General features: G+C 68.2%; 24 protein-coding genes. 21 read left to right on the plus strand and 3 right to left on the minus strand.

Features of this window, described 5'->3' with window-relative positions; translation table 11 throughout:
• Positions 1 to 17: 17 nt before the first annotated feature.
• Genes secY through map form a run of 3 tightly spaced genes read left to right on the plus strand, consistent with a single transcriptional unit; the run spans position 18 to position 2,725 of the window.
• Positions 18 to 1,310 carry a preprotein translocase subunit SecY gene (gene secY, locus VHC63_05335; protein HVV36006.1) on the plus strand — a complete coding sequence of 431 codons (1,293 nt, stop codon included), beginning with the start codon at positions 18 to 20 and terminating at the stop codon, positions 1,308 to 1,310.
• 4 nt (positions 1,311 to 1,314) lie between these two features.
• A complete protein-coding gene (locus tag VHC63_05340) occupies positions 1,315 to 1,989 on the plus strand; it encodes an adenylate kinase (GenBank protein HVV36007.1) in 675 nt (224 codons plus the stop codon).
• Positions 1,982 to 2,725: a type I methionyl aminopeptidase gene (map, locus tag VHC63_05345; protein HVV36008.1), complete on the plus strand. Its 744-nt coding sequence runs from the start codon at positions 1,982 to 1,984 to the stop codon at positions 2,723 to 2,725. Before VHC63_05340 ends, map begins: the two co-directional genes overlap by 8 nt.
• 118 nt (positions 2,726 to 2,843) lie before the next feature.
• Here the strand turns inward: map and VHC63_05350 are convergent, their stop codons facing one another.
• Positions 2,844 to 3,434: a phospholipid scramblase-related protein gene (locus VHC63_05350; GenBank protein ID HVV36009.1), complete on the minus strand. Its 591-nt coding sequence runs from the start codon at positions 3,432 to 3,434 to the stop codon at positions 2,844 to 2,846.
• A gap of 12 nt (positions 3,435 to 3,446) precedes the next feature.
• On the opposite strand from VHC63_05350, the gene VHC63_05355 reads away from it, so the two are divergent.
• From VHC63_05355 to truA, 9 genes are all read left to right on the plus strand, one after another.
• Positions 3,447 to 4,163, plus strand: coding sequence for an SAM-dependent methyltransferase (locus tag VHC63_05355; GenBank protein HVV36010.1), 717 nt, complete (start codon positions 3,447 to 3,449; stop codon positions 4,161 to 4,163).
• Between the two features lie 124 nt (positions 4,164 to 4,287).
• Entirely contained in the window at positions 4,288 to 4,512 is a 225-nt protein-coding gene (gene infA, locus VHC63_05360; GenBank protein HVV36011.1) for a translation initiation factor IF-1, read from the plus strand.
• Between the two features lie 8 nt (positions 4,513 to 4,520).
• On the plus strand, positions 4,521 to 4,634 hold the full coding sequence (rpmJ, locus tag VHC63_05365) for a 50S ribosomal protein L36 (protein ID HVV36012.1): 114 nt from the start codon (positions 4,521 to 4,523) through the stop codon (positions 4,632 to 4,634).
• Positions 4,635 to 4,637: 3 nt separating this feature from the next.
• Positions 4,638 to 5,015 carry a 30S ribosomal protein S13 gene (rpsM, locus tag VHC63_05370; protein ID HVV36013.1) on the plus strand — a complete coding sequence of 126 codons (378 nt, stop codon included), beginning with the start codon at positions 4,638 to 4,640 and terminating at the stop codon, positions 5,013 to 5,015.
• Positions 5,015 to 5,413, plus strand: a complete 399-nt coding sequence (rpsK, locus tag VHC63_05375) for a 30S ribosomal protein S11 (GenBank protein HVV36014.1) — start codon at positions 5,015 to 5,017, stop codon at positions 5,411 to 5,413. The genes rpsM and rpsK overlap by 1 nt, the downstream gene beginning before the upstream one ends.
• The gene (gene rpsD / locus VHC63_05380) at positions 5,413 to 6,039 is read left to right on the plus strand and encodes a 30S ribosomal protein S4 (protein ID HVV36015.1); all 627 of its coding nucleotides are present in this window, start codon (positions 5,413 to 5,415) and stop codon (positions 6,037 to 6,039) included. The genes rpsK and rpsD overlap by 1 nt, the downstream gene beginning before the upstream one ends.
• Positions 6,040 to 6,071: 32 nt before the next feature.
• Positions 6,072 to 7,022: a DNA-directed RNA polymerase subunit alpha gene (locus VHC63_05385; GenBank protein ID HVV36016.1), complete on the plus strand. Its 951-nt coding sequence runs from the start codon at positions 6,072 to 6,074 to the stop codon at positions 7,020 to 7,022.
• Positions 7,023 to 7,024: 2 nt separating this feature from the next.
• Positions 7,025 to 7,378, plus strand: a complete 354-nt coding sequence (gene rplQ / locus VHC63_05390) for a 50S ribosomal protein L17 (protein HVV36017.1) — start codon at positions 7,025 to 7,027, stop codon at positions 7,376 to 7,378.
• Between the two features lie 11 nt (positions 7,379 to 7,389).
• Positions 7,390 to 8,202 (plus strand): tRNA pseudouridine(38-40) synthase TruA, encoded by an 813-nt coding sequence (gene truA / locus VHC63_05395; GenBank protein ID HVV36018.1) that lies wholly within the window; start codon positions 7,390 to 7,392, stop codon positions 8,200 to 8,202.
• A 4-nt stretch (positions 8,203 to 8,206) separates the two neighbouring features.
• On the opposite strand, the gene VHC63_05400 is transcribed toward truA, so the two are convergent.
• Positions 8,207 to 8,587: a hypothetical protein gene (locus VHC63_05400; GenBank protein HVV36019.1), complete on the minus strand. Its 381-nt coding sequence runs from the start codon at positions 8,585 to 8,587 to the stop codon at positions 8,207 to 8,209.
• Between the two features lie 127 nt (positions 8,588 to 8,714).
• Positions 8,715 to 9,851: a pyridoxal-phosphate dependent enzyme gene (locus VHC63_05405; protein HVV36020.1), complete on the minus strand. Its 1,137-nt coding sequence runs from the start codon at positions 9,849 to 9,851 to the stop codon at positions 8,715 to 8,717.
• Between the two features lie 111 nt (positions 9,852 to 9,962).
• Here VHC63_05405 and rplM point away from each other — a divergent pair, with 111 nt between their 5' ends.
• The 9 genes from rplM to VHC63_05450 are packed head-to-tail and all read left to right on the plus strand — an operon-like array spanning position 9,963 to position 18,722.
• Positions 9,963 to 10,415 carry a 50S ribosomal protein L13 gene (gene rplM / locus VHC63_05410; protein ID HVV36021.1) on the plus strand — a complete coding sequence of 151 codons (453 nt, stop codon included), beginning with the start codon at positions 9,963 to 9,965 and terminating at the stop codon, positions 10,413 to 10,415.
• Between the two features lie 12 nt (positions 10,416 to 10,427).
• A complete protein-coding gene (gene rpsI, locus VHC63_05415; GenBank protein HVV36022.1) occupies positions 10,428 to 10,820 on the plus strand; it encodes a 30S ribosomal protein S9 in 393 nt (130 codons plus the stop codon).
• Positions 10,821 to 10,827: 7 nt separating this feature from the next.
• Positions 10,828 to 12,159 carry a phosphoglucosamine mutase gene (glmM, locus tag VHC63_05420; protein ID HVV36023.1) on the plus strand — a complete coding sequence of 444 codons (1,332 nt, stop codon included), beginning with the start codon at positions 10,828 to 10,830 and terminating at the stop codon, positions 12,157 to 12,159.
• 30 nt (positions 12,160 to 12,189) lie between these two features.
• Positions 12,190 to 14,055 carry a glutamine--fructose-6-phosphate transaminase (isomerizing) gene (gene glmS / locus VHC63_05425; GenBank protein HVV36024.1) on the plus strand — a complete coding sequence of 622 codons (1,866 nt, stop codon included), beginning with the start codon at positions 12,190 to 12,192 and terminating at the stop codon, positions 14,053 to 14,055.
• Between the two features lie 10 nt (positions 14,056 to 14,065).
• The gene (locus VHC63_05430; protein HVV36025.1) at positions 14,066 to 14,416 is read left to right on the plus strand and encodes a holo-ACP synthase; all 351 of its coding nucleotides are present in this window, start codon (positions 14,066 to 14,068) and stop codon (positions 14,414 to 14,416) included.
• Positions 14,413 to 15,774 (plus strand): NAD(P)H-hydrate dehydratase, encoded by a 1,362-nt coding sequence (locus tag VHC63_05435; protein ID HVV36026.1) that lies wholly within the window; start codon positions 14,413 to 14,415, stop codon positions 15,772 to 15,774. The genes VHC63_05430 and VHC63_05435 overlap by 4 nt, the downstream gene beginning before the upstream one ends.
• The gene (gene alr, locus VHC63_05440) at positions 15,767 to 16,906 is read left to right on the plus strand and encodes an alanine racemase (protein HVV36027.1); all 1,140 of its coding nucleotides are present in this window, start codon (positions 15,767 to 15,769) and stop codon (positions 16,904 to 16,906) included. The genes VHC63_05435 and alr overlap by 8 nt, the downstream gene beginning before the upstream one ends.
• On the plus strand, positions 16,907 to 17,875 hold the full coding sequence (locus VHC63_05445; protein HVV36028.1) for an alpha/beta fold hydrolase: 969 nt from the start codon (positions 16,907 to 16,909) through the stop codon (positions 17,873 to 17,875). It begins immediately after the preceding gene.
• Positions 17,865 to 18,722 (plus strand): P1 family peptidase, encoded by an 858-nt coding sequence (locus tag VHC63_05450; GenBank protein ID HVV36029.1) that lies wholly within the window; start codon positions 17,865 to 17,867, stop codon positions 18,720 to 18,722. Before VHC63_05445 ends, VHC63_05450 begins: the two co-directional genes overlap by 11 nt.
• Positions 18,723 to 18,732 lie beyond the last annotated feature (10 nt).

Consider the following 18,732-nt stretch of genomic DNA (forward strand, 5'->3'; position numbering starts at 1 on the left):
AGGACTAGGACCGAAACGTGAAGTTTCTCAACATGTTCCGGGTCGCCGACCTGCGGAACAAGATCATCTTCACGCTGTTCATCATCGTCCTGTACCGCATCGGCTCGCACGTGCCGGTACCGGGGATCTCCTTCGAGAAGGTCCAGCTGCTGAAGGACCAGGCGAGCAAGTCGGGCGTGCTCGGCTTCCTCAACCTGTTCTCCGGTGGTGCGCTGACGCGCTTTGCCGTGTTCGGCCTCGGCGTCATGCCGTACATCACCAGCTCGATCATCATCAACCTCCTCGAGGTTGTGATCCCGAAGCTGGCGGAGTGGCGTGACCAGGGTGCCGTCGGTCAGCGCAAGATCACCCAGACGACGCGCTACCTCACCGTCGCGCTCGCCATCATGCAGTCGACCGGTCTGGCGTTCGTGTTCCACAACGGCGGCCGTGGCTTCCTCACCAACAACTCGTCGAACCTCGACCTGATCCCGCACTTCAATGCCTGGCTCGTGCTCCTCATCGTGCTCACGATGACGGCCGGCACGGCCTGCGTCATGTGGCTGGCCGAAGTCATCACCCAGCGCGGCATCGGCCAGGGCATGTCGATCCTGATTTTCGCCAACGTGGTGTCGGGCCTGCCCTCGGGCGGCGCGGCGATCCGGGCCGAAGGCGGCAACGTCAAGTTCACCATCGTCATCCTGTTGACCCTGGCGCTGCTGGTGGCGATCGTCGCCGTCGAGCAGGGTCAGCGCCGCATCCCGGTGCAGTTCGCCAAGCGCATCGTGGGCCGGCGCATGTACGGCGGCCAGTCGACCTACATCCCGCTCAAGGTCAACCAGGCGGGCGTCATCCCGATCATCTTCGCCAGCTCGGTGCTGTACTTCCCGGTGCTGCTGTCGAACGTCGTGCCGTGGGTGGGCGTGCGTTCGTGGATCAACAACCACCTGGCGACGCCGACCGACGGGTTCTACATCGCCTTGTACGGCCTGATGATCGTGGGCTTCACGTACTTCTACACGTCGATCGCCTTCAACCCCGAGCAGCAGGCCGACATCATCCGGAAGCAGGGCGGCTACATTCCGGGCATCCGACCGGGGCCGCCGACCGTCCGTCACCTGCAGGGGATCCTCACTCGCATCACGCTGCCGGGCGCCCTGTTCCTCGCCTTCATTGCGCTCCTGCCGTCGCTGTTCCTGTCCTTCTGGGGTCTGACCCAGTACCCGTTCGCTGGCACCACGCTGCTCATCGCGGTGGGTGTCGCGCTCGAGACGATGAAGCAGATCGACAGTCAGCTGACGATGCGCAACTACGAAGGTTTCCTGAAGTAATCCGATGATTCCCGGCATTCGCCTCGTGCTGCTGGGCAAACAAGGTGCGGGCAAAGGCACGCAGTGCGTGCGCTTGGCTCGTCACTATGTTGTGTCCCACGTGTCGACGGGAGACATCTTCCGCGCGGCCGTGCGATCCGAGAGCGAGCTGGGCAAGAGGGTCAAGGGCTACCTCGACGCCGGCGAACTGGTGCCCGACGAAGTGACCCTCGCCATCGTCGGCGAACGCCTCAACCACCCCGACACCCGCTCGCGCGGCTTCATCCTCGACGGCTTCCCCCGCTCGGTCAATCAGGCAAAGCTGCTCGACGAGCTGCTCGATCCGGTGGTGATGGACATGGTCATCGACCTGCACATCCCGACCGAAGAGGCGCTCCAGCGGCTCAACGGCCGGCGCGTGTGCTCGACGTGCGGGGCGATCTACCACGTGTCGCGCCCGCCCAAGTACGACTGGACGTGCGACAACTGCGGCGGCGAGGTCGTGCAGCGCGACGACGACACCGACGACGCCATCCGCCGCCGGCTCCAGCTGTACGAAGACGAAACGGCGCCTTTGATCGACTACTACTTCGAACGCGGCATGCTGGTGACCGTGGATGGCCTGGGATCGACCGACGAAGTCGCCGATAGGTTGACGGAAGCGATCGACCGTCATCGCGGGCGAGGGATGAATGCGTAGGACCAAAGACGAGCTGGCCAAGATGCGCAAGGCCGGCCGCGTCGTCGCCGAGATGCACGAGAAGACGCGGGCGGCGATCCGTCCGGGCATCACCACCATGGAGCTCGACCGCATCGCCCGTGACGTGATCGAGCGGCGCGGCGCCCGCTCGAACTTTCTCAACTACCACGGGTTCCCGGCGGTGATCTGCACGTCGCCCAACGACATGATCGTGCACGGCATCCCGTCCGAGGACGTCGTGCTGCACGAGGGCGACATCATCTCGATCGACTGCGGGGCGATCATCGAGGGCTACCACGGCGACGCCGCCTACACCGCGCCCGTCGGCGACATCAGCCCCGAGGCGCGCAAGCTCATCGAGGTCACCGAGGCGTCGCTGGCGGCCGGCATTGCCCAGATGCTCGACGGCAACCGTCTCACCGACATCAGCCACGCGGTGCAGACCGTCGCCGAAGCCGGCGGTTACTCCGTCGTGCGCGAGTACGTCGGCCACGCCATCGGCACGGCCATGCACGAAGAGCCGCAGGTGCCGAACTACGGACCTCCGGGCAAGGGCCCCAAGCTCCGGTCCGGCATGGTCTTTGCCATCGAGCCGATGGTGAACATGGGCGGTCCCGAGACGTTCCTGCTCGAGGACGGTTGGTCCGTCGTGACCGCCGACGGTTCCCTGTCGGTCCACGTCGAGCACACCATCGCCATCACCGACAACGGCCCCGAGATCTACACCGTCCCCTAGCGGTCCACGTCGCCGGCGTGCGCCCTTGAGGGCGTGATCCGGCGGAGTTCACCCCCTCAAAGGCGCACGATCCGGTGGCGTTCGAGTTCGCGAACGTGCGGCGCCAGCCACGCCGGGTTCATTTGTCGTCTTGTTTAAGTGCAGTGTCGACGCACAGGGCCGCGGCGAGCACGAGGCTGCGCAGGGGTTCTTCGAGCGGCGCGGGGATCTCGACGAAGTAGTTGTCCGCGGTCGTGAACGCTTCCTTCAGTACGCCGGCCCACTTCTTGGTGACGCGGGCCACCTCGCGGCCGCTGTCGTCCTGGATGTTGAAGTTCCACGCCCGCCAGTTCTCGGCGTTGATCGACCCGACGGTGCGCCCACCGGCCTCGAGGCTGAAGTGGATCTTGCCGATCACGTTCTCCTGGTTGATGTTGCCGATGGCGTTGCCCTTGCCGTCGGTCACCGCGATCTTCGACTTGAGCAGCTTGGCGCCACGCTCGAGGCGCAGCACCACGTTGCCATCGCCGTCCGCGATCTCGAGCTTGATGCTGAGGAACTGATCGACGTTGGTGAGGGCGCGCAGCAGCTTGCGCCCCTTGCCTTGGCCGACTTGCCGCACGGTGCCGATGCGGTTGCCGTTCTCGTCGCAGATGGCGTACTCGTTGGTCAGCTCGATGAGCTTGGCCTTTTGGTTGACGACGAGCGTGGTCGAATCAAAGAGACCCATAATGCGAACAGGATGACACGGCGGGCGTTGATCGAGTTGTTGACGAAGCAGCGGCCCGAACTCGCCGATCCTGTTGCCGCCATCGAGGCGGGCGAGGTGCACGTCGACGGCGTCATCGTCACCAACCCGAACTCGCTGGTGCGTAGCGACGCCGCCATCGTCGTCAAGCAGGCGAAGGAACTGAAGGGCGAAGCGAAGCTCGCCGCCGGCCTCGACGGGTTTCGTGAACCGGTGATCGTGGAAGCCAAGACGTGTCTCGACGTGGGCGCGTCGACGGGCGGGTTCACGACGGAGTTGCTGCGCCGCGGGGCGCGCTTCGTCTATGCCGTCGACGCCGGCCACGGCCAGCTGATGGGTTCGCTGCGCCAGAACCCGCGGGTGAAGAACTTCGAGGCGACCAACGCGTCGGAGCTCGACCGGCAACTGATCCCCCAGCCGATCGATCTCGTCACGATCGACGTCTCGTACTCGCCGCTGCGTGCCATCGTCCCCGACATCACCAAGAACCTGGACTGGTCGCCGGGAGCGACGATGGTGGCGCTCGTCAAGCCGATGTTCGAACTGCAGGCCGCGACGCTCCCGACCGAGCGATCCGACCTCGAACGCGCCGTCAACAGCGGCGAGATGGCGCTCGATTCGGCCGGCTGGCACGTCACCGAGGCGATCGAGTCGCCCTTGCGCGGGAATAATGGCGCAGTCGAGTTCTTCCTGCGGGGGACCCTGGCCTAGCGTTTTCCCTGGTAGTCGGGTTTTTTGCCCATTTACCCGGGAGCCGTTAAGATATTTCGCCGGTCAATCGCGCCCCTGGGTGCACTCGGCCCGGCAATTCATCAGCAGTTCTAAGGAGTTTGACCTGTCGAAATCGAAGGAAGAGGGCATCACGCTCGAGGGGACCGTCGTCGAGCCACTACCGAACGCGGTATTCAAAGTGGAACTCGAAAACGGGCATCACGTGCTCGCTCACTCGTCCGGAAAGATGCGCATGCACCGCATCCGGATCCTTCCTGGTGATCGCGTCCAGGTTGAAATCACTCCCTACGACCTCACCCGGGGTCGCATCGTCTTCCGTTACCGGTAAAGAGAGCAATGAAAGTTCGTCCGAGCGTCAAGCCCATGTGCGATAAGTGCAAGGTCATCCGCCGTCACGGTCGCGTGATGGTGATCTGCACTGACCCGCGCCACAAGCAGAGGCAGGGTTAACCGATGGCACGTATTGCTGGCGTCGACATCCCGCGCGAAAAGCGCCTCGTCATCTCCCTCACCTACGTGTTCGGCGTCGGGCCGACCAAGGCGAAGGAGATCTGCGAGGCCACCCAGACCAATCCCGACACGCGCGTGCGCGACCTCACCGAAGACGAGGTCGCCAAGCTCCGCAACTGGATCGACGAGAACCTCAAGGTCGAAGGTGACCTGCGCCGCGACATCCAGCAGGACATCAAGCGCAAGATGGAGATCGGTTGCTACCAGGGGCTGCGGCACCGCCGCGGCCTGCCGGTCCGTGGTCAGCGGACCCACACCAACGCCCGCACCCGCAAGGGCCCCAAGAAGACCGTCGCCGGTAAGAAGAAGGTTCGTAAGTAATGGCTAAGCCGAAGCCGGGCGGTCGTCGCCCGCGCAAGAAGGAACGCAAGAACGTCACGCACGGCGTGGTGCACATCAAGTCGTCCTTCAACAACACGATCGTGTCGATCTCCGACGCGCAGGGCAACGTCATCTCGTGGGCGTCGGCCGGCAACGTGGGCTTCAAGGGCTCGCGTAAGTCGACCCCGTTTGCCGCCCAGCTCGCCGCCGAGCAGTGCGCCCGCCGTGCCATGGAGCACGGGCTGCGCACCGTCGAGGTCATGGTCAAGGGCCCGGGTTCGGGTCGTGAGACGGCGATCCGCTCGCTCATGAACACCGGCCTCGAGGTCAACGGCATCAAGGACGTCACGCCGATCCCGCACAACGGCTGCCGTCCCAAGAAGCGGAGGCGCGTCTAATGGCCCGCTACACCGGCCCGGCGTGCCGTCTGTGCCGCCGCGAGAAGCAGAAGCTGTTCCTCAAGGGTTCCAAGTGCGACACCATGAAGTGCCCGATCGAGCGCCGGCCCTACCCTCCGGGTGAGCACGGACGCGATCGTCAGCGCCAGGGCAGCGAGTACCTGAACCAGCTGCGCGAGAAGCAGAAGGCCCGCCGCATCTACGGCGTGCTCGAAAAGCAGTTCGCCAACATGTACAAGGAAGCGAACCGCCAGCAGGGCATCACCGGCGAGAACCTGCTGCGCATGCTCGAGATCCGTCTCGACAACGTGACCTTCCGCGCCGGTTGGGCCGCGAGCCGCAACCAGGCCCGCCAGTTCGTGCGTCACGGCCACGTGCTCGTAAACGGCAAGCGCGTCACCATCCCGAGCTACCGCGTGAAGAAGGGCGACGTGATCTCCCTCAAGGAGAAGTCGCGCACCATGATCGTGATCCGACACAACATGGACACGCTCGATCATCAGGTGCCGGGCTGGCTCGAAACCGGCGCCGAAGGCTTCGAGGTCACCGTGCGTGATCTCCCGCAGCGCGAGCACATCGACATTCCGGTGCGCGAACAGCTCATCGTCGAGCTCTACTCCAAGTAACCAGAACACTTCCCGCGTCCGAAGGACCTTTCATGCTCATTATTCAGCGACCCACCGTCGAAGCCATCGGCGAGGAGGAGAACGACCGGCAGCGCTTCGCTATCGGCCCGCTCGATCCCGGCTTCGGCCACACGCTCGGTAACGCCCTTCGTCGCACGCTGCTGTCGTCCATCCCGGGCGCGGCGGTTACGCAGGTTCGCTTCGACGACGCGCTCCACGAGTTCACGACCCTCACCGGCGTGAAGGAAGACGTCACCGACATCATCCTCAACCTCAAGGACCTCGTCCTGCGCATGGACGTCGACGAGCCCGTCACGCTGCGCCTCGACGTGCGCGGTCCGGCTGAGGTGTCCGCCGCCGATCTCTCGCAGGTCACCGGCGTCGAGATCCTCAACCCCGAACTGCACATCGCGTCGGTCAACGGCAAGGGTCGCCTCGCCGTCGACGTGACCGTCGAGCGGGGTCGTGGCTATGCGTCGGCCGACAAGAACAAGCGCTCCTCGACGATCGGCGTGCTGCCGGTCGACTCGATCTTCGCCCCGGTGCGCCGCGTGGCCTTCACCGTCGAGCCGACGCGCGTCGAGCAGTCGACCAACTTCGACCGCCTCGTGCTCGACATCGAGACCGACGGTTCGATCTCGCCGCGTGAAGCCCTGGCTTCGGCCGGCGACACGCTGCGCTCGCTCGTCACGCTGGTGGCCGAGATGAGCGACGCCCCGCAGGGTCTCGAACTCGGCGACGTTGCCGTTGCGGGTTCCGGCTCGCCCGACATGGACCTGCCGATCGAAGACCTCGACCTGTCGGAGCGCCCGCGCAACTGCCTCAAGCGGGCGCAGGTCAACACCATCGGCGAACTCATCCAGAAGACGCCCGACGACCTGCTGGCCATCACCAACTTCGGCCAGAAGTCGCTCGACGAAGTGCTGGTCAAGCTCGACGAGCGCGGCCTGTCGCTGCGCGGTAGCCGAACGGTTGGTATCTAGCGATGCCCGGAACTCCCAAGCGCGGCCGCCGTTTCGGTGGCGACGCCGCCCACCAGAAGGCGATGTTCGGCAACCTGGTGGCCTCGCTGATCGCCGCCGAGGCGATCGTGACGACCGAAGCCAAGGCCAAGGCGCTGCGCCCGGTCGCCGAGAAGGTCATCACCAAGGCGAAGAAGGGCGGTCTCGCCCGTCGTCGTGAGGTCATCGCGTTCATCCGTGACACCGAGATGACCCACAAGCTGTTCGAGGAGATCGGTCCCCGCTACGCCGACCGCAACGGTGGCTACACGCGGATCCTGAAGCTCGGCCCGCGCAACGGCGACAACGCGCCGATGGCGCGCATCGAACTCGTGTAGCACCGGTTCGAGTGACCCTCTTCGACGAGGATCTTGAAACGGCGGGGCCCGAAGTGGTCCCGCCGATTCGCGTCCGGATGACGGTCGCCTACGACGGCGCCGCCTTCCATGGTTTCGCCGCCCAGCCCGAGGTGCCGACCGTCGCCGGCAAGCTGACCCTCGCCATCGGCCGGGCGCTGCGCCTCGACAGCGTCGACCTGGTGTGCGCCGGGCGCACCGACACCGGCGTGCACGCTCGCGGCCAGGTCGTGTCCTTCGACGTCCCCGCAGGGACGTCGCTCGACTGCGACGAGTTGATGCGGCGCGTCAACCGGCAAACGGCGCCGTCGGTCGTCGTACGCGACTGCGCGATCGCCGAGGGGTTCGACGCCCGCCACGATGCCGTCGCCCGCCGCTACCGCTACACGGTGGTCAACGCGCCGGTGCCCGATCCGCTGCTGGCCACGCAGGCGTGGTGGGTGCCCGAACCGCTCGACGCGCGCGCCATGCAGGCGGCGTGCGACCCGTTGCTAGGCGAGCACGACTTCGCCGCCTTTTGCCGCAAGCCCACGGCGAGGCGCGACGGCACGATCCCCGGCACGACGCGGCGCGTGGTCGACGCCGAGTGGGAGTTCCCCGACACCGACGGCGTCATGTACTTCTGGATCGAGGCCAACGCGTTCTGCCACCAGATGGTGCGCTCGATCGTCGGCCTGCTCGTCGACGTCGGCAAGGGCAAGCGCCACGTGAGCGACGTGCTGGCGGTGCTACGCGGCGGCGATCGTCAGGCCAACGCCGAGCCGGCGCCGCCCCACGGCCTGGTGCTGTGGGAAGTGACGTACTGAGTCGTCAGATCACGGTGATGGTGACGGTTGGGCCGTCAGAGCTCAACTTGAGGAACGCGATGCCGAGGCCGTGATGCGCGGGCGCGCTCGCCGTGCCGTCGTGCAACGCGACCCGCTGCCCGTAGGTGAAGCCGGAGCCGTCGGTGAACGCTGGCGTGACCGACTCGATCGACGTGACGCCGGCGACGTTCCACCCAGGGTCGTCGGCGCGGGTGTCGGTCACCACGACGTGGCTGCCCCGCACGTCGATCACCAGTTGGCCGGCGGGGCGCGTCACGGTGATCGTCTGGCTGAGCGAGTCCGCGTGCGCGGGCGTGACGGACGCGACGAGGCCGACGAGGGCCGCGCCGAGCGCCGAGAGCGCGAGAAGGACACGTCGTTGCACAATCGTCTATCGACGTGCGCCCAACGCATCTCAACTGGCGTTGGGGTTTATCGGCCGTTCGGCGTACACGCATGGGCCGTTGGTCGAGTTGTCTACGAATTGGGATTTGCGAGGCGGTGCTGGCGCTCTAGCTTTCGTTCGCCGCGAAGCCGGCGTTGCGGATGACGTCGATGACTTCACCGCGGTGGGACGGATCGCGGGTCTCCAGCGTGAGGCGCACCTCGGTCTTGTTGATGCCGACGTGCGAACCGGCGCGGTGGTGGTCGACCGACAGCACGTTGAGCCCTTCGGCGGCCACGACGTCGAGGAGGCGGGCGAGCTCGCCGGGCGCGTCACGCACGATGACGCTGAGCACCAGGTAGCGGCCGGCGGCCGACAGCCCGTGTTCGACGACGCGCACGAGCAGCAGCGGGTCGATGTTGCCGCCCGACACGATGACGCCCACCGCACCGTCGCCCGGGACGAGGCCGCTCAGCACCGCGGCGAGGGCGGCGGCGCCGGCGGGTTCGACGACTTGTTTGGCCCGCTCGAGCAACATGACGAGCGCCTGGCTGATCGCTTCTTCGTCGACCTTTACGACTTCGTCGACGTAGGCGCGGATGTGCGCCTCGGTGAGCGCGGACGTGCCCTTGACCCGGATGCCGTCGGCCATCGTCGTGGCGCGGTCGGCCGCCTCGACGCCCACGACGCGCACGTCGCGACGCGTGTGGGCGAACGCCGTGGCGACGCCGGAGATGAGGCCGCCGCCGCCGATGGGGACGACGACGGTTTCGATCTCGGGTGCCTGCGCTGCCATCTCGAGCCCGACGGTGCCCTGGCCCGCGATGATGCGCTCGTCGTCGAAGGGGGGCACGTACACGGCGTCGCCGGCGTCGGTCTGGGCCCGCTCCAGGCACTGGTTGACGTCGCCGTCGACCAGCACGACCTGGGCGCCGTAGTTCCGGGTCGCCTCGATCTTGGGGAGGGGTGCCGAGGCCGGCATGTAGATCGTGGCCCGATGCCCGAGCAGGCCGGCCGCGAGCGCCACCCCCTGGCCGTGGTTGCCCGCCGACGCCGCCACCACCGGCACGCCGTCGGCGAGCTGGGCGATCAAGTTGTACGCCCCCCGGATCTTGAACGAACCCGTCCGCTGGAGGTGCTCGTACTTCATGGCAACCGGTCGGCCGGCGAGCGCCGAGATCCCGGCGTGGCGCTCGACCCGGGTTTCGTTGATGACGCCGGCGAGTCGCTCGGCCGCCGTCTCGATATCCACCCGCGAGATCACGAAGAGCAGGCTAAACCCGCTGGTCAGGGCCCGTTTGCGGGTTTTGCCAGATCCCCCTATCCTTGAACGGTCCCGCGACCAGGTTGCGGCCTTCGAGGTTTAGGAAAGCAAGTGCCCACGTACTCACCCAAAGCATCTGACATCACGCGCGTCTGGCATGTCGTCGACGCGGAGGGGATGGTCCTCGGTCGCATGTGCACCGAAGTGGCGCGCCTGCTGCGCGGCAAGCACAAGCCGATCTTTGCGCCGCACCTCGACACGGGTGACTTCGTCGTCATCGTGAACGCCGACAAGGTCGTGCTCACGAACAACAAGGCCGAGGCGAAGAACGTGTATCGCCACTCCGGCTACCCCGGCGGTCTCAAGACCACCACCTTCGCCGAGCTGCTCGCCACCAAGCCCACCGAAGCGGTGCGCAAGTCGGTGCGCGGCATGCTGCCCAAGGGCGCGCTCGGCCGTCAGCAGATGCTCAAGCTGAAGGTCTACGCCGGCCCCAACCACCCCCACGCCGCCCAGCAGCCCCAGCCGTTCGACGTGCCGGGCGCCCGTCGGGTCGAGCAGTAAGAGGAGTCTTCGATGCCCAAGCCGCTCACCCAGACCACCGGTCGTCGTAAGGAAGCCGTCGCACGCGTTCGCCTGCGCCCCGGCACCGGCAAGATCACGATCAACAAGCGCACGTTCGAGGACTACTTCCCGTCGCCGACGCACCGCATGATCGCCAGCGAGCCGCTGCGCCTCGCCAACCTCGAGAGCGCCTACGACGTCGACGTCACCATCGACGGCGGTGGGGTCGCCGGTCAGGCCGGCGCGCTGCGTCTCGGCATCGCGCGTTCGCTCGTCGAACTGGATCCCGAAAGCCGCCCGCTGCACAAGGGCGCCGGCTTCCTCACTCGCGACGCTCGCGAGAAGGAATCGAAGAAGGCCGGCCTCAAGAAGGCCCGCAAGGCGCCGCAGTACTCGAAGCGCTGACCTACTCGTGTCCCTGAAGTTCGGGACCGACGGCGTCCGGGGCGTCGCTTTCGAAGAACTCACCACCGACCTCGTCTACGGACTCGGCCGCGCCGCCGCGCGGGTTCTCGGTGCGGGCGAGGCGTTTCACGTCGGGCGCGACACGCGCGAGTCCGGTCCCGCGCTCCAAGCGGCGCTCGCCGCGGGTCTGGCGGCGGAAGGAGCGCGCATCGTCGACCTCGGCGTCATCCCGACACCCGGCGTCGCGTTCGTGTGCGCCGCGCGTAACGCGCCGGGAGCAGTGCTGTCGGCCTCGCACAACCCGTACCAGGACAACGGCGTGAAGTTCTTCGCCCGCGGGGGCGTCAAGCTCACCGACGACGTCGAGCAACGGATCGAAGACCAGATGCGCGAACTCGCGCCGCACGGCGACGGTCCGGCCAACGCCACGCCACAGGTGCGCGACGAGGGGGCGGTGGCGGAGTACGAGCGCCAGTTGCTCGGCTCGCTCGAGGGTCGGCGACTCGACGGTTTGTCGGTCGTGCTCGACTGTGCACACGGCGCCGCGTCGACGATCGCGCCCCGGGTGTTCGCGGACGCCGGGGCGCGCGTGACGGTGATGGCGAACGCGCCGACCGGCACCAACATCAACGACGGCTGCGGCTCGACGCATCCCGAAGCCCTGCAAGCCGAAGTCGTGCGCGTGGGTGCCGACGTCGGGTTGGCCTTCGACGGCGACGCCGACCGCGTGCTCGCCGTCGACGCAGCCGGCGAGCTCGTCGACGGTGATCACATCCTGGCCGTGTGCGCCCTCGACCGGCGCGAGCGCTCGCGCCTCGTCGGCGACACGCTCGTCGTCACGGTGATGGCCAACCTCGGCTTGCGCATCGCGATGGAGCAACACGACGTGAACGTCGTCGAAACCGCCGTCGGTGACCGCTACATCCTCGAGGCGATGGCCTCGGGTGGTTGGACGCTCGGCGGGGAGCAGTCGGGCCACATCGTGTTCCGCGACCTCGCCACCACCGGCGACGGCATGCTCACCGGACTCCAACTGCTCGACGTGGTGGCAAGGTCGGGCCGCCCACTCGCCGACCTGGCGTCGGTCATGACCCGCCTGCCGCAGGTGATGATCAACGTGCGCGGCGTCGACTGCGGCCGCCTCGACGACACGCCGTCGATCTGGGCGATGGTCGACAAAGAGACAATCGGTCTTGGGTCCAACGGCCGGGTCCTGCTGCGCAAGTCCGGCACCGAGCCGATCGTGCGCGTGATGGTCGAAGCCGCCACCGAACCCCAGGCCCACGAAGTGGCCGAGCGCATCGCGTCGCTCGTGCAGGAGGAACTGGCGCTGGGTTAGAGCGCACCGGTCGCCTGTAGCCTTGCGGCCATGTGCGGGATCATCGGCGTGACCGGCGACACCTCGGTTCTTGAGGTCCTGATCGAAGGACTCCACCGTCTCGAGTACCGCGGGTACGACTCGGCGGGGGTGGCGCTGGTCGTGCCGGGCGGCCAGATCTGGCGCAAGCGGCGCGCCGGTGGCACCAAGAGCCTTCCGGAGCTGACCGCCGCGGTCGGCGACGCTCCCGCAGGCGCGACGACCGGTATCGGGCACAACCGCTGGGCGACCCACGGCGGCCCGACGGAGCGCAACGCTCACCCCCACACCGACGCGTCCGGGAAGTTGGCGCTGATCCACAACGGCATCATCGACAACTACAAGGATCTGGCCGCCGGCCTACCCCAGGGCGGAGCGGAGTTGCAGTCGGAGACCGACAGCGAAGTCCTGGCCCACGTGATCGCGGCGCGCATGGCGGCGACGGGCGAGAACCTCGCCGACGCGACGCGCGCCGCGCTGCGCAGCGTCCACGGCAAGTTCGCCATCGCCGTGGTGCACGTCGACGAGCCCGAGTTGATCGTCGGGGCGCGTCGCGGGTCGCCGCTCATCTGCGGCGTCAACGACGCGACGGCGTACCTGGCCAGTGACATCCCGGCGATTCACGGCAAGGCCACCGACTTCTTCGTCATCGACGACGAGCGCGTCGTCGAACTGCGCCCCGGTGCGGTGCGCATCACCACGCTCAACGGTGACGAGGTCGCGCCGCAGCGGCGCGAAGTCACGTGGGATCTCGCGTCGGCGGAGAAGTCCGGCTATCCCGACTTCATGCTCAAGGAGATCTACGAGCAGCCCGACGCGGTGCGCGACACGTTGCTCGGCCGCGTCGACGACGATTTGATCTCGCTCGACCAGATGAAGCTGACCGACGACGACCTGCGTCGCATCGACAAGGTGTTCATCGTCGGCTGCGGCACGAGTTACAACGCCGGACTCGTCGGTGAACGCGCCATCGAGCACTGGGCCAAGCTGGCCGTCGAGAGCGAAGTGGCAAGCGAGTTCCGCTACCGCGATCCGGTGCTCGGTCCGACGAGCCTCGTCGTCGCCATCAGCCAGTCCGGTGAGTCGCTCGACACGATGGAGGCGGTTACCTTCGCCAAGCGGCAGAAGGCGCCGGTGTTGACGGTGTGCAACGTCGTCGACTCGTCGATGGCCCGCGACGCCGACGCCGTGCTGTACACCCACGCTGGTCCGGAGATCTGCGTCGCCGCCACCAAGACCCACGTGGCGCAGGTGGCGGCGCTCAACGTCCTGGCGCTGTATCTGGCCCAGCTGCGCGGCACGCTGTATCCCGAGGAAGCGGCGCACCTCGTGCGGGATCTGCAACTCGTGCCCGATCGCATTGCGGCGGCGGCGGCGAACGCCGACCACGCCAAGGTGATGGCCGAGAAGTACCGCGACGTCCGCGACGTGTTCTTCATCGGTCGGGGTAGCGGCTACGCCATGGCGCACGAGGGCGCGCTCAAGCTGAAGGAACTGAGCTACGTGCGCGCCGAGGCCTACGCCGCCGGCGAGCTCAAGCACGGCCCGATCGCGCTCATAGAGCCCGGCGTGCTGGTGGTCGCGCTGGCGACGCGCAGCCGACTGCTCGACAAGATCGTGTCGAACATCCAAGAGGTCAAGGCGCGCGGCGCGTCGGTACTCACGGTGGCGACCGATCTCGACGGTAACGGCTCCATCGATCCACGCCTCGCCGAGCTGAGCGACGACGTGTTCGCCGTGCCCGACGCTGGCCACGAACTTTTCAATCCCATGGTCGACGTCGTGCCGCTGCAACTCTTCGCGTACTACCTGGCCAAGGCGCGGGGCAACGACGTCGACAAGCCGCGCAACCTCGCCAAGACCGTCACGGTCGAATGATCGGACCGTAATGATTGGCCTGGGCATTGACGCCGTCGATGTCGACCGTTTCGAATCCGTGCTCGCCCGCTCCCCGCGCCTGGCCGACCGCTTGTTCACCGAGCGCGAACGGGCGCTGACACCCGTCGCGCGGTTAGCGGCTCGCTTCGCGGTGAAAGAGGCAGTGATGAAGGCGATGGGTGTCGGTCTGGGCGCGTTCGGCTGGCACGAGGTCGAGACCGTGCGCGCCGAGTCCGGTGCCCCCGAACTCGTGCTGCGGGGTTCCGCCGCGACCCTCGCGAGCGGCCAGGGCATCACCCGCTGGATGGTGTCGCTGTCGCACACCGACCGCACCGCGGTCGCGGTGGTGGCCGCGCTGTGAAGCCGGTCCTGTCCGTCGCCGAGATGCAGGCGGTCGACGCCGCCGCGAGCGAACCCGTCGCCACGCTGATCGAACGCGCCGGCAGCGCGGTGGCGTGGGCGGCGCTGCGCATGCTCGGGGGCACGTACGGCAAGCGCGTCGTCGTCGTCGCCGGCAAGGGCAACAACGGTGCCGACGGGCGCAGCGCGGCACGCCGGCTCAGCGAGCGCGGCGTGCGCGTCCGCATCTTCGACGCGGCTGACGTCCCCGAGGTGCTGCCGCCGAGCAACCTCGTCATCGACGCCGCCTACGGCACGGGCTTCCGGGGTGAGTACCGCGCCCCCGACCCCAACGGTGCGCCGGTGCTGGCCGTCGACATCCCTTCGGGCGTGAACGGCGACTCGGGCATCGCGTGTCACGGCGCGGTGCACGCGGTGCGCACGGTGACCATGGGCGCGCTCAAGCCGGGGTTGCTGCTGGCGGACGGACCCGATCACGCCGGCGACATCGTGATCGAAGCGATCGGGTTGGGGGCGTCGTCAGAACGTGTGCACTTGGTCGAACCCAGCGACGTCCGTCACTGGGTGCCGCGCCGCGATCGCGAGGCGCACAAGTGGCGCGGCGCGGTGTGCGTGATCGGCGGGTCGCCCGGGCTCTACGGCGCCGCGGGGTTGGCGGCGGCTTCAGCGCAACGCGCCGGCGCCGGCATGGTGCGCTTGGCGATTCCGGGTGGCACCCCGTCGGGACCGCCCAAACCGATCTCGTCGCTCGGGGCCGATCTCCCGCTGCGCCACTGGGGCAAGTCGGCGGTCGAAGCGACCGAGCGGTGCGCCGCGGCGATCATCGGCCCGGGGCTCGGCCGCAGCCATGACGCCCTCGACAGCGCCGCCGAAGTACTCGCCGAGACCGATATCCCGATCGTCGTCGACGCCGACGCTCTCGACCTGTCGATCATTCGTCGCGAGGTGATCAAGGAGCGCACGGCGCCCGTGGTCGTGACGCCGCATGACGCCGAGTTCAAGCGCCTCGCCGGCCGCTATCCCGGCGAGGACCGCATCGGCGACGTGGTCGCGCTGGCGCAGTCGACGGGTGCCGTCGTGCTGCTCAAGGGGCCGACGACGATCGTGGCCGACGCCGACGGGCGTCGGGTGCTGATGGCGAACGCCGGAGACCAGCGACTGGCGACCGGCGGCACCGGTGACGTCCTGTCCGGAGTGCTGGCGTCGTTCTGCGCCCGCGGCGTGCCCGCATTCGAGGCCGCGGCGGCCGCAGCCTTCGTGCACGGACTCGCGGGACGGCTCGGCCCCAAGGACGGCCTGGTCGCCGACGACCTGCCACCGCTGTTGCCGATCGCCCTCGCGCAGGTCTTCGATGCCTGAAGCGCGGACGCGTCCGGCGTGGGCGGAGGTGGACCTCGACGCCATCACCGCCAACGCCCGCGCCATCGCCGAACTGGTTGCGCCCGCCGAGTTGTGCGCGGTGGTGAAGGCCAACGGCTACGGCCACGGTGACGCCGACGCGGCGCACGCCGCCCTGCGCGGCGGCGCGACCCGTCTCGGCGTGGCCCTGGCCGAGGAAGGTGTCGGCTTGCGCAGGGCGGGCATCGAAGCGCCGGTGTTGCTGCTCTCGCAGCCGTCCGCGGCGGCCATGGCCGACGTGGTGCGTTACGACCTCACGCCGACGCTGTACTCGGCGCGCGCCGTCGGCGCGCTGGCGTCGGCGGCCAAGCGGCGTGGCGTCACCGTGCCCGTCCACGTGAAGGTCGACACGGGAATGCACCGCGTGGGTGCGGAGCCCGACGCCGCCGTCGCGCTGGCGGTGCAGATCGCCGAGACGCCTGGTCTCGAACTCGAGGGCTTTTACACGCACCTCGCGGTGAGCGAAGACATGGACCGCGCCGACGTGACGGCCGCGGCCCTGGACCGTTTCGAGGCCGCCGTCGAGAAGTTGGCGGCGCAGGGCGTGGCGCCACGCGTGCTCCACGCCGCAAACTCCGGCGGCACGCTCGGCCACCCCCGCAGCCGTTACGACATGGTCCGCGTCGGCATCGCGCTCTACGGCTACCCGCCCGGGCCCGATCTCGCCGGTCGCGTGGAGCTCGTGCCGGCGCTGCAGTTGAAGGCGCGCGTCACACACGTGCAACACCTCGCGGCAGGCGAGGGCGTCAGCTACGGGCTGCGCTTCGTGACCGAGCAGCCAACCGTGATTGCCACACTGCCGCTCGGGTACGCCGACGGTGTACCGCGCGCGTTGTCGGCCGCCGGTGCGTGCGTGCTCGTCGGCGGGAAACGCCGGCCGATCGCCGGCACGATCACCATGGACCAACTCATGGTCGACTGTGGTCGGGACTCTACGGTGGAGCCCGGCGACGAAGTCGTCCTATTGGGATCCCAAGGAGACGAGACCATCACTGCCGAAGACTGGGCACAGCGGCTGGGGACGATCAGTTACGAAGTCTTGTGTGGCATCGGGCCCCGCGTGCCCCGGCGGGCGCACGGAGCCCACGAGTAGATGCCACGCCGTCGCCAGAACCGGGCGCTGGCGCTCGGGGCCGCCGGTGTCGGTGCCGGTCTCGCGGCAACCGCCGCGTTCCAAGCCGCGCGCCGTCACCGCAATCGTGCACTGGACCTGGCCGAGCTGCGCCTGCCGAACGCGCTCACGCACCACCACGTCACCGTCGACGACGGCGCCGTCATCCACACCGTCGAGAACGGCCACGGCCGCCCGCTCGTCCTGCTCCACGGCGTGACGCTTTCGATCGAGACGTGGCCGTACCAGATCGCCACGTTGAGCAAGCACTTCCGCGTGATCGCCCTGGACCAGCGTGGGCACGGCCGGTCGCAGCGCGGTTCGGGGGGCTACGGCATCGCGCGCATGGCGAGCGACGCGGCGCAAGTGTTGACGCATCTCGACATCAGCGACGCGGTCGTCGTGGGTCATTCCATGGGCGGCATGGTCACCCAGCAGATGTGCCTCGACTTTCCCGACCTGGCGCGCCAGCGCGTTGCCGGAACCATTCTGTTGTCGACGGCCGCTGCGGTGTCGCCGGGGATTCCGGGTTTGTCGGCGGTGAACCGGGTGGCCAACCCCGGTGTGTTGACGCGGGCGACGGGTCGCGGGTTCCCGGCGGGCGACGTCGGTTACGCGCTGGCCCGACTCGCAGTCGGCACCAACGCTGATCCGCGTCACGTGGCCCACACCCGCAACATGACCGCGGCGGTTCCACCGGCGACGCTCGCGGCGCTGATGCCCGGCGTGATCGGCTTCGACATCCGGTCGCGCCTCAAGGACTATCCGGTGCCGGCGCTGGTGATCACCGGTTCACGCGACTTATTGACTCCGCCGCGACTCGGCCGCGATATCGCCCGGCGCATCCCCGGCGCCGAGTTCGAGGTTGTGTCGGGCGCGGGTCACATGCTGATGATGGAGCGGGCCGAATGGCTCAACGACCGCATCGCTGCCTTCGCGCGTGATCACTGACGTTCGCGGCGTCAGGGTCGGGCACTGGACCGACGCCGTGGGGCAGACCGGTTGCACCGCCGTCGTGTTGCCCAAGGGCTGCGTAGCCTCGGGTGAAGTGCGCGGCGGCGCGCCTGGCACCCGTGACTTCGCGCTCCTCGATCCGACGCGCCTCGTGCAGCACGTCGACGTCGTCATGCTCAGCGGTGGCTCGGCGTACGGGTTGGCGACGGCCGACGGCGCCATGCGCTGGTGCGAGCAGCACCGCCGCGGCCTGAAGACGGCGCGCGGCGGACTCGTACCGATCGTGGTGGGGATGATCGTGTTCGACCTCGCCGTCGGTGATCGCAAGGCGCGACCCGACGCCGACGCCGGCTACGCCGCGTGTGCCAACGCCGGCCGCGGCCGCTTCGACGTCGGGCGGGTCGGCGCCGGCACCGGCGCCACTATCGGCAAGCTCGGCGGGCGCGTGGCCGACCGGCGCCCCGGCGGTCTCGGCACGGCGACGGCGCGCCGCGGCGAACTCGTCGTCAGTGCCTTGATGGTGGTGAATGCGGTTGGGTTCCTGCGCGGCGAGCAGGCGGCGCCGGTGTCGGGGCATGTGCCGGCCAACCCGATCGAGAACACCACCATTGGCGTCGTCGTGACGAACGCGTCGCTCTCGAAGACCGACTGCTTTCTCACCGCCCAGTCCGCGCACGGCGGCATCGCGCGCGCGATCGACCCGGCCCATACGCGCGTCGACGGCGACGCCATCGTGGCCGCGGCCACGGGTCAGGTGAGGGCCGACGTCGAGTCGGTTCGTATGCTGGCCGCCCACGCGGTGGAGGCGGCGATCAGGAACGCTGTTTCGGCGGCAAACCCCTAGGCTTTTGTGG

Source organism: Acidimicrobiales bacterium (assembly GCA_035546775.1).
Taxonomy (GTDB): Bacteria; Actinomycetota; Acidimicrobiia; order Acidimicrobiales; family JACCXE01; genus JACCXE01.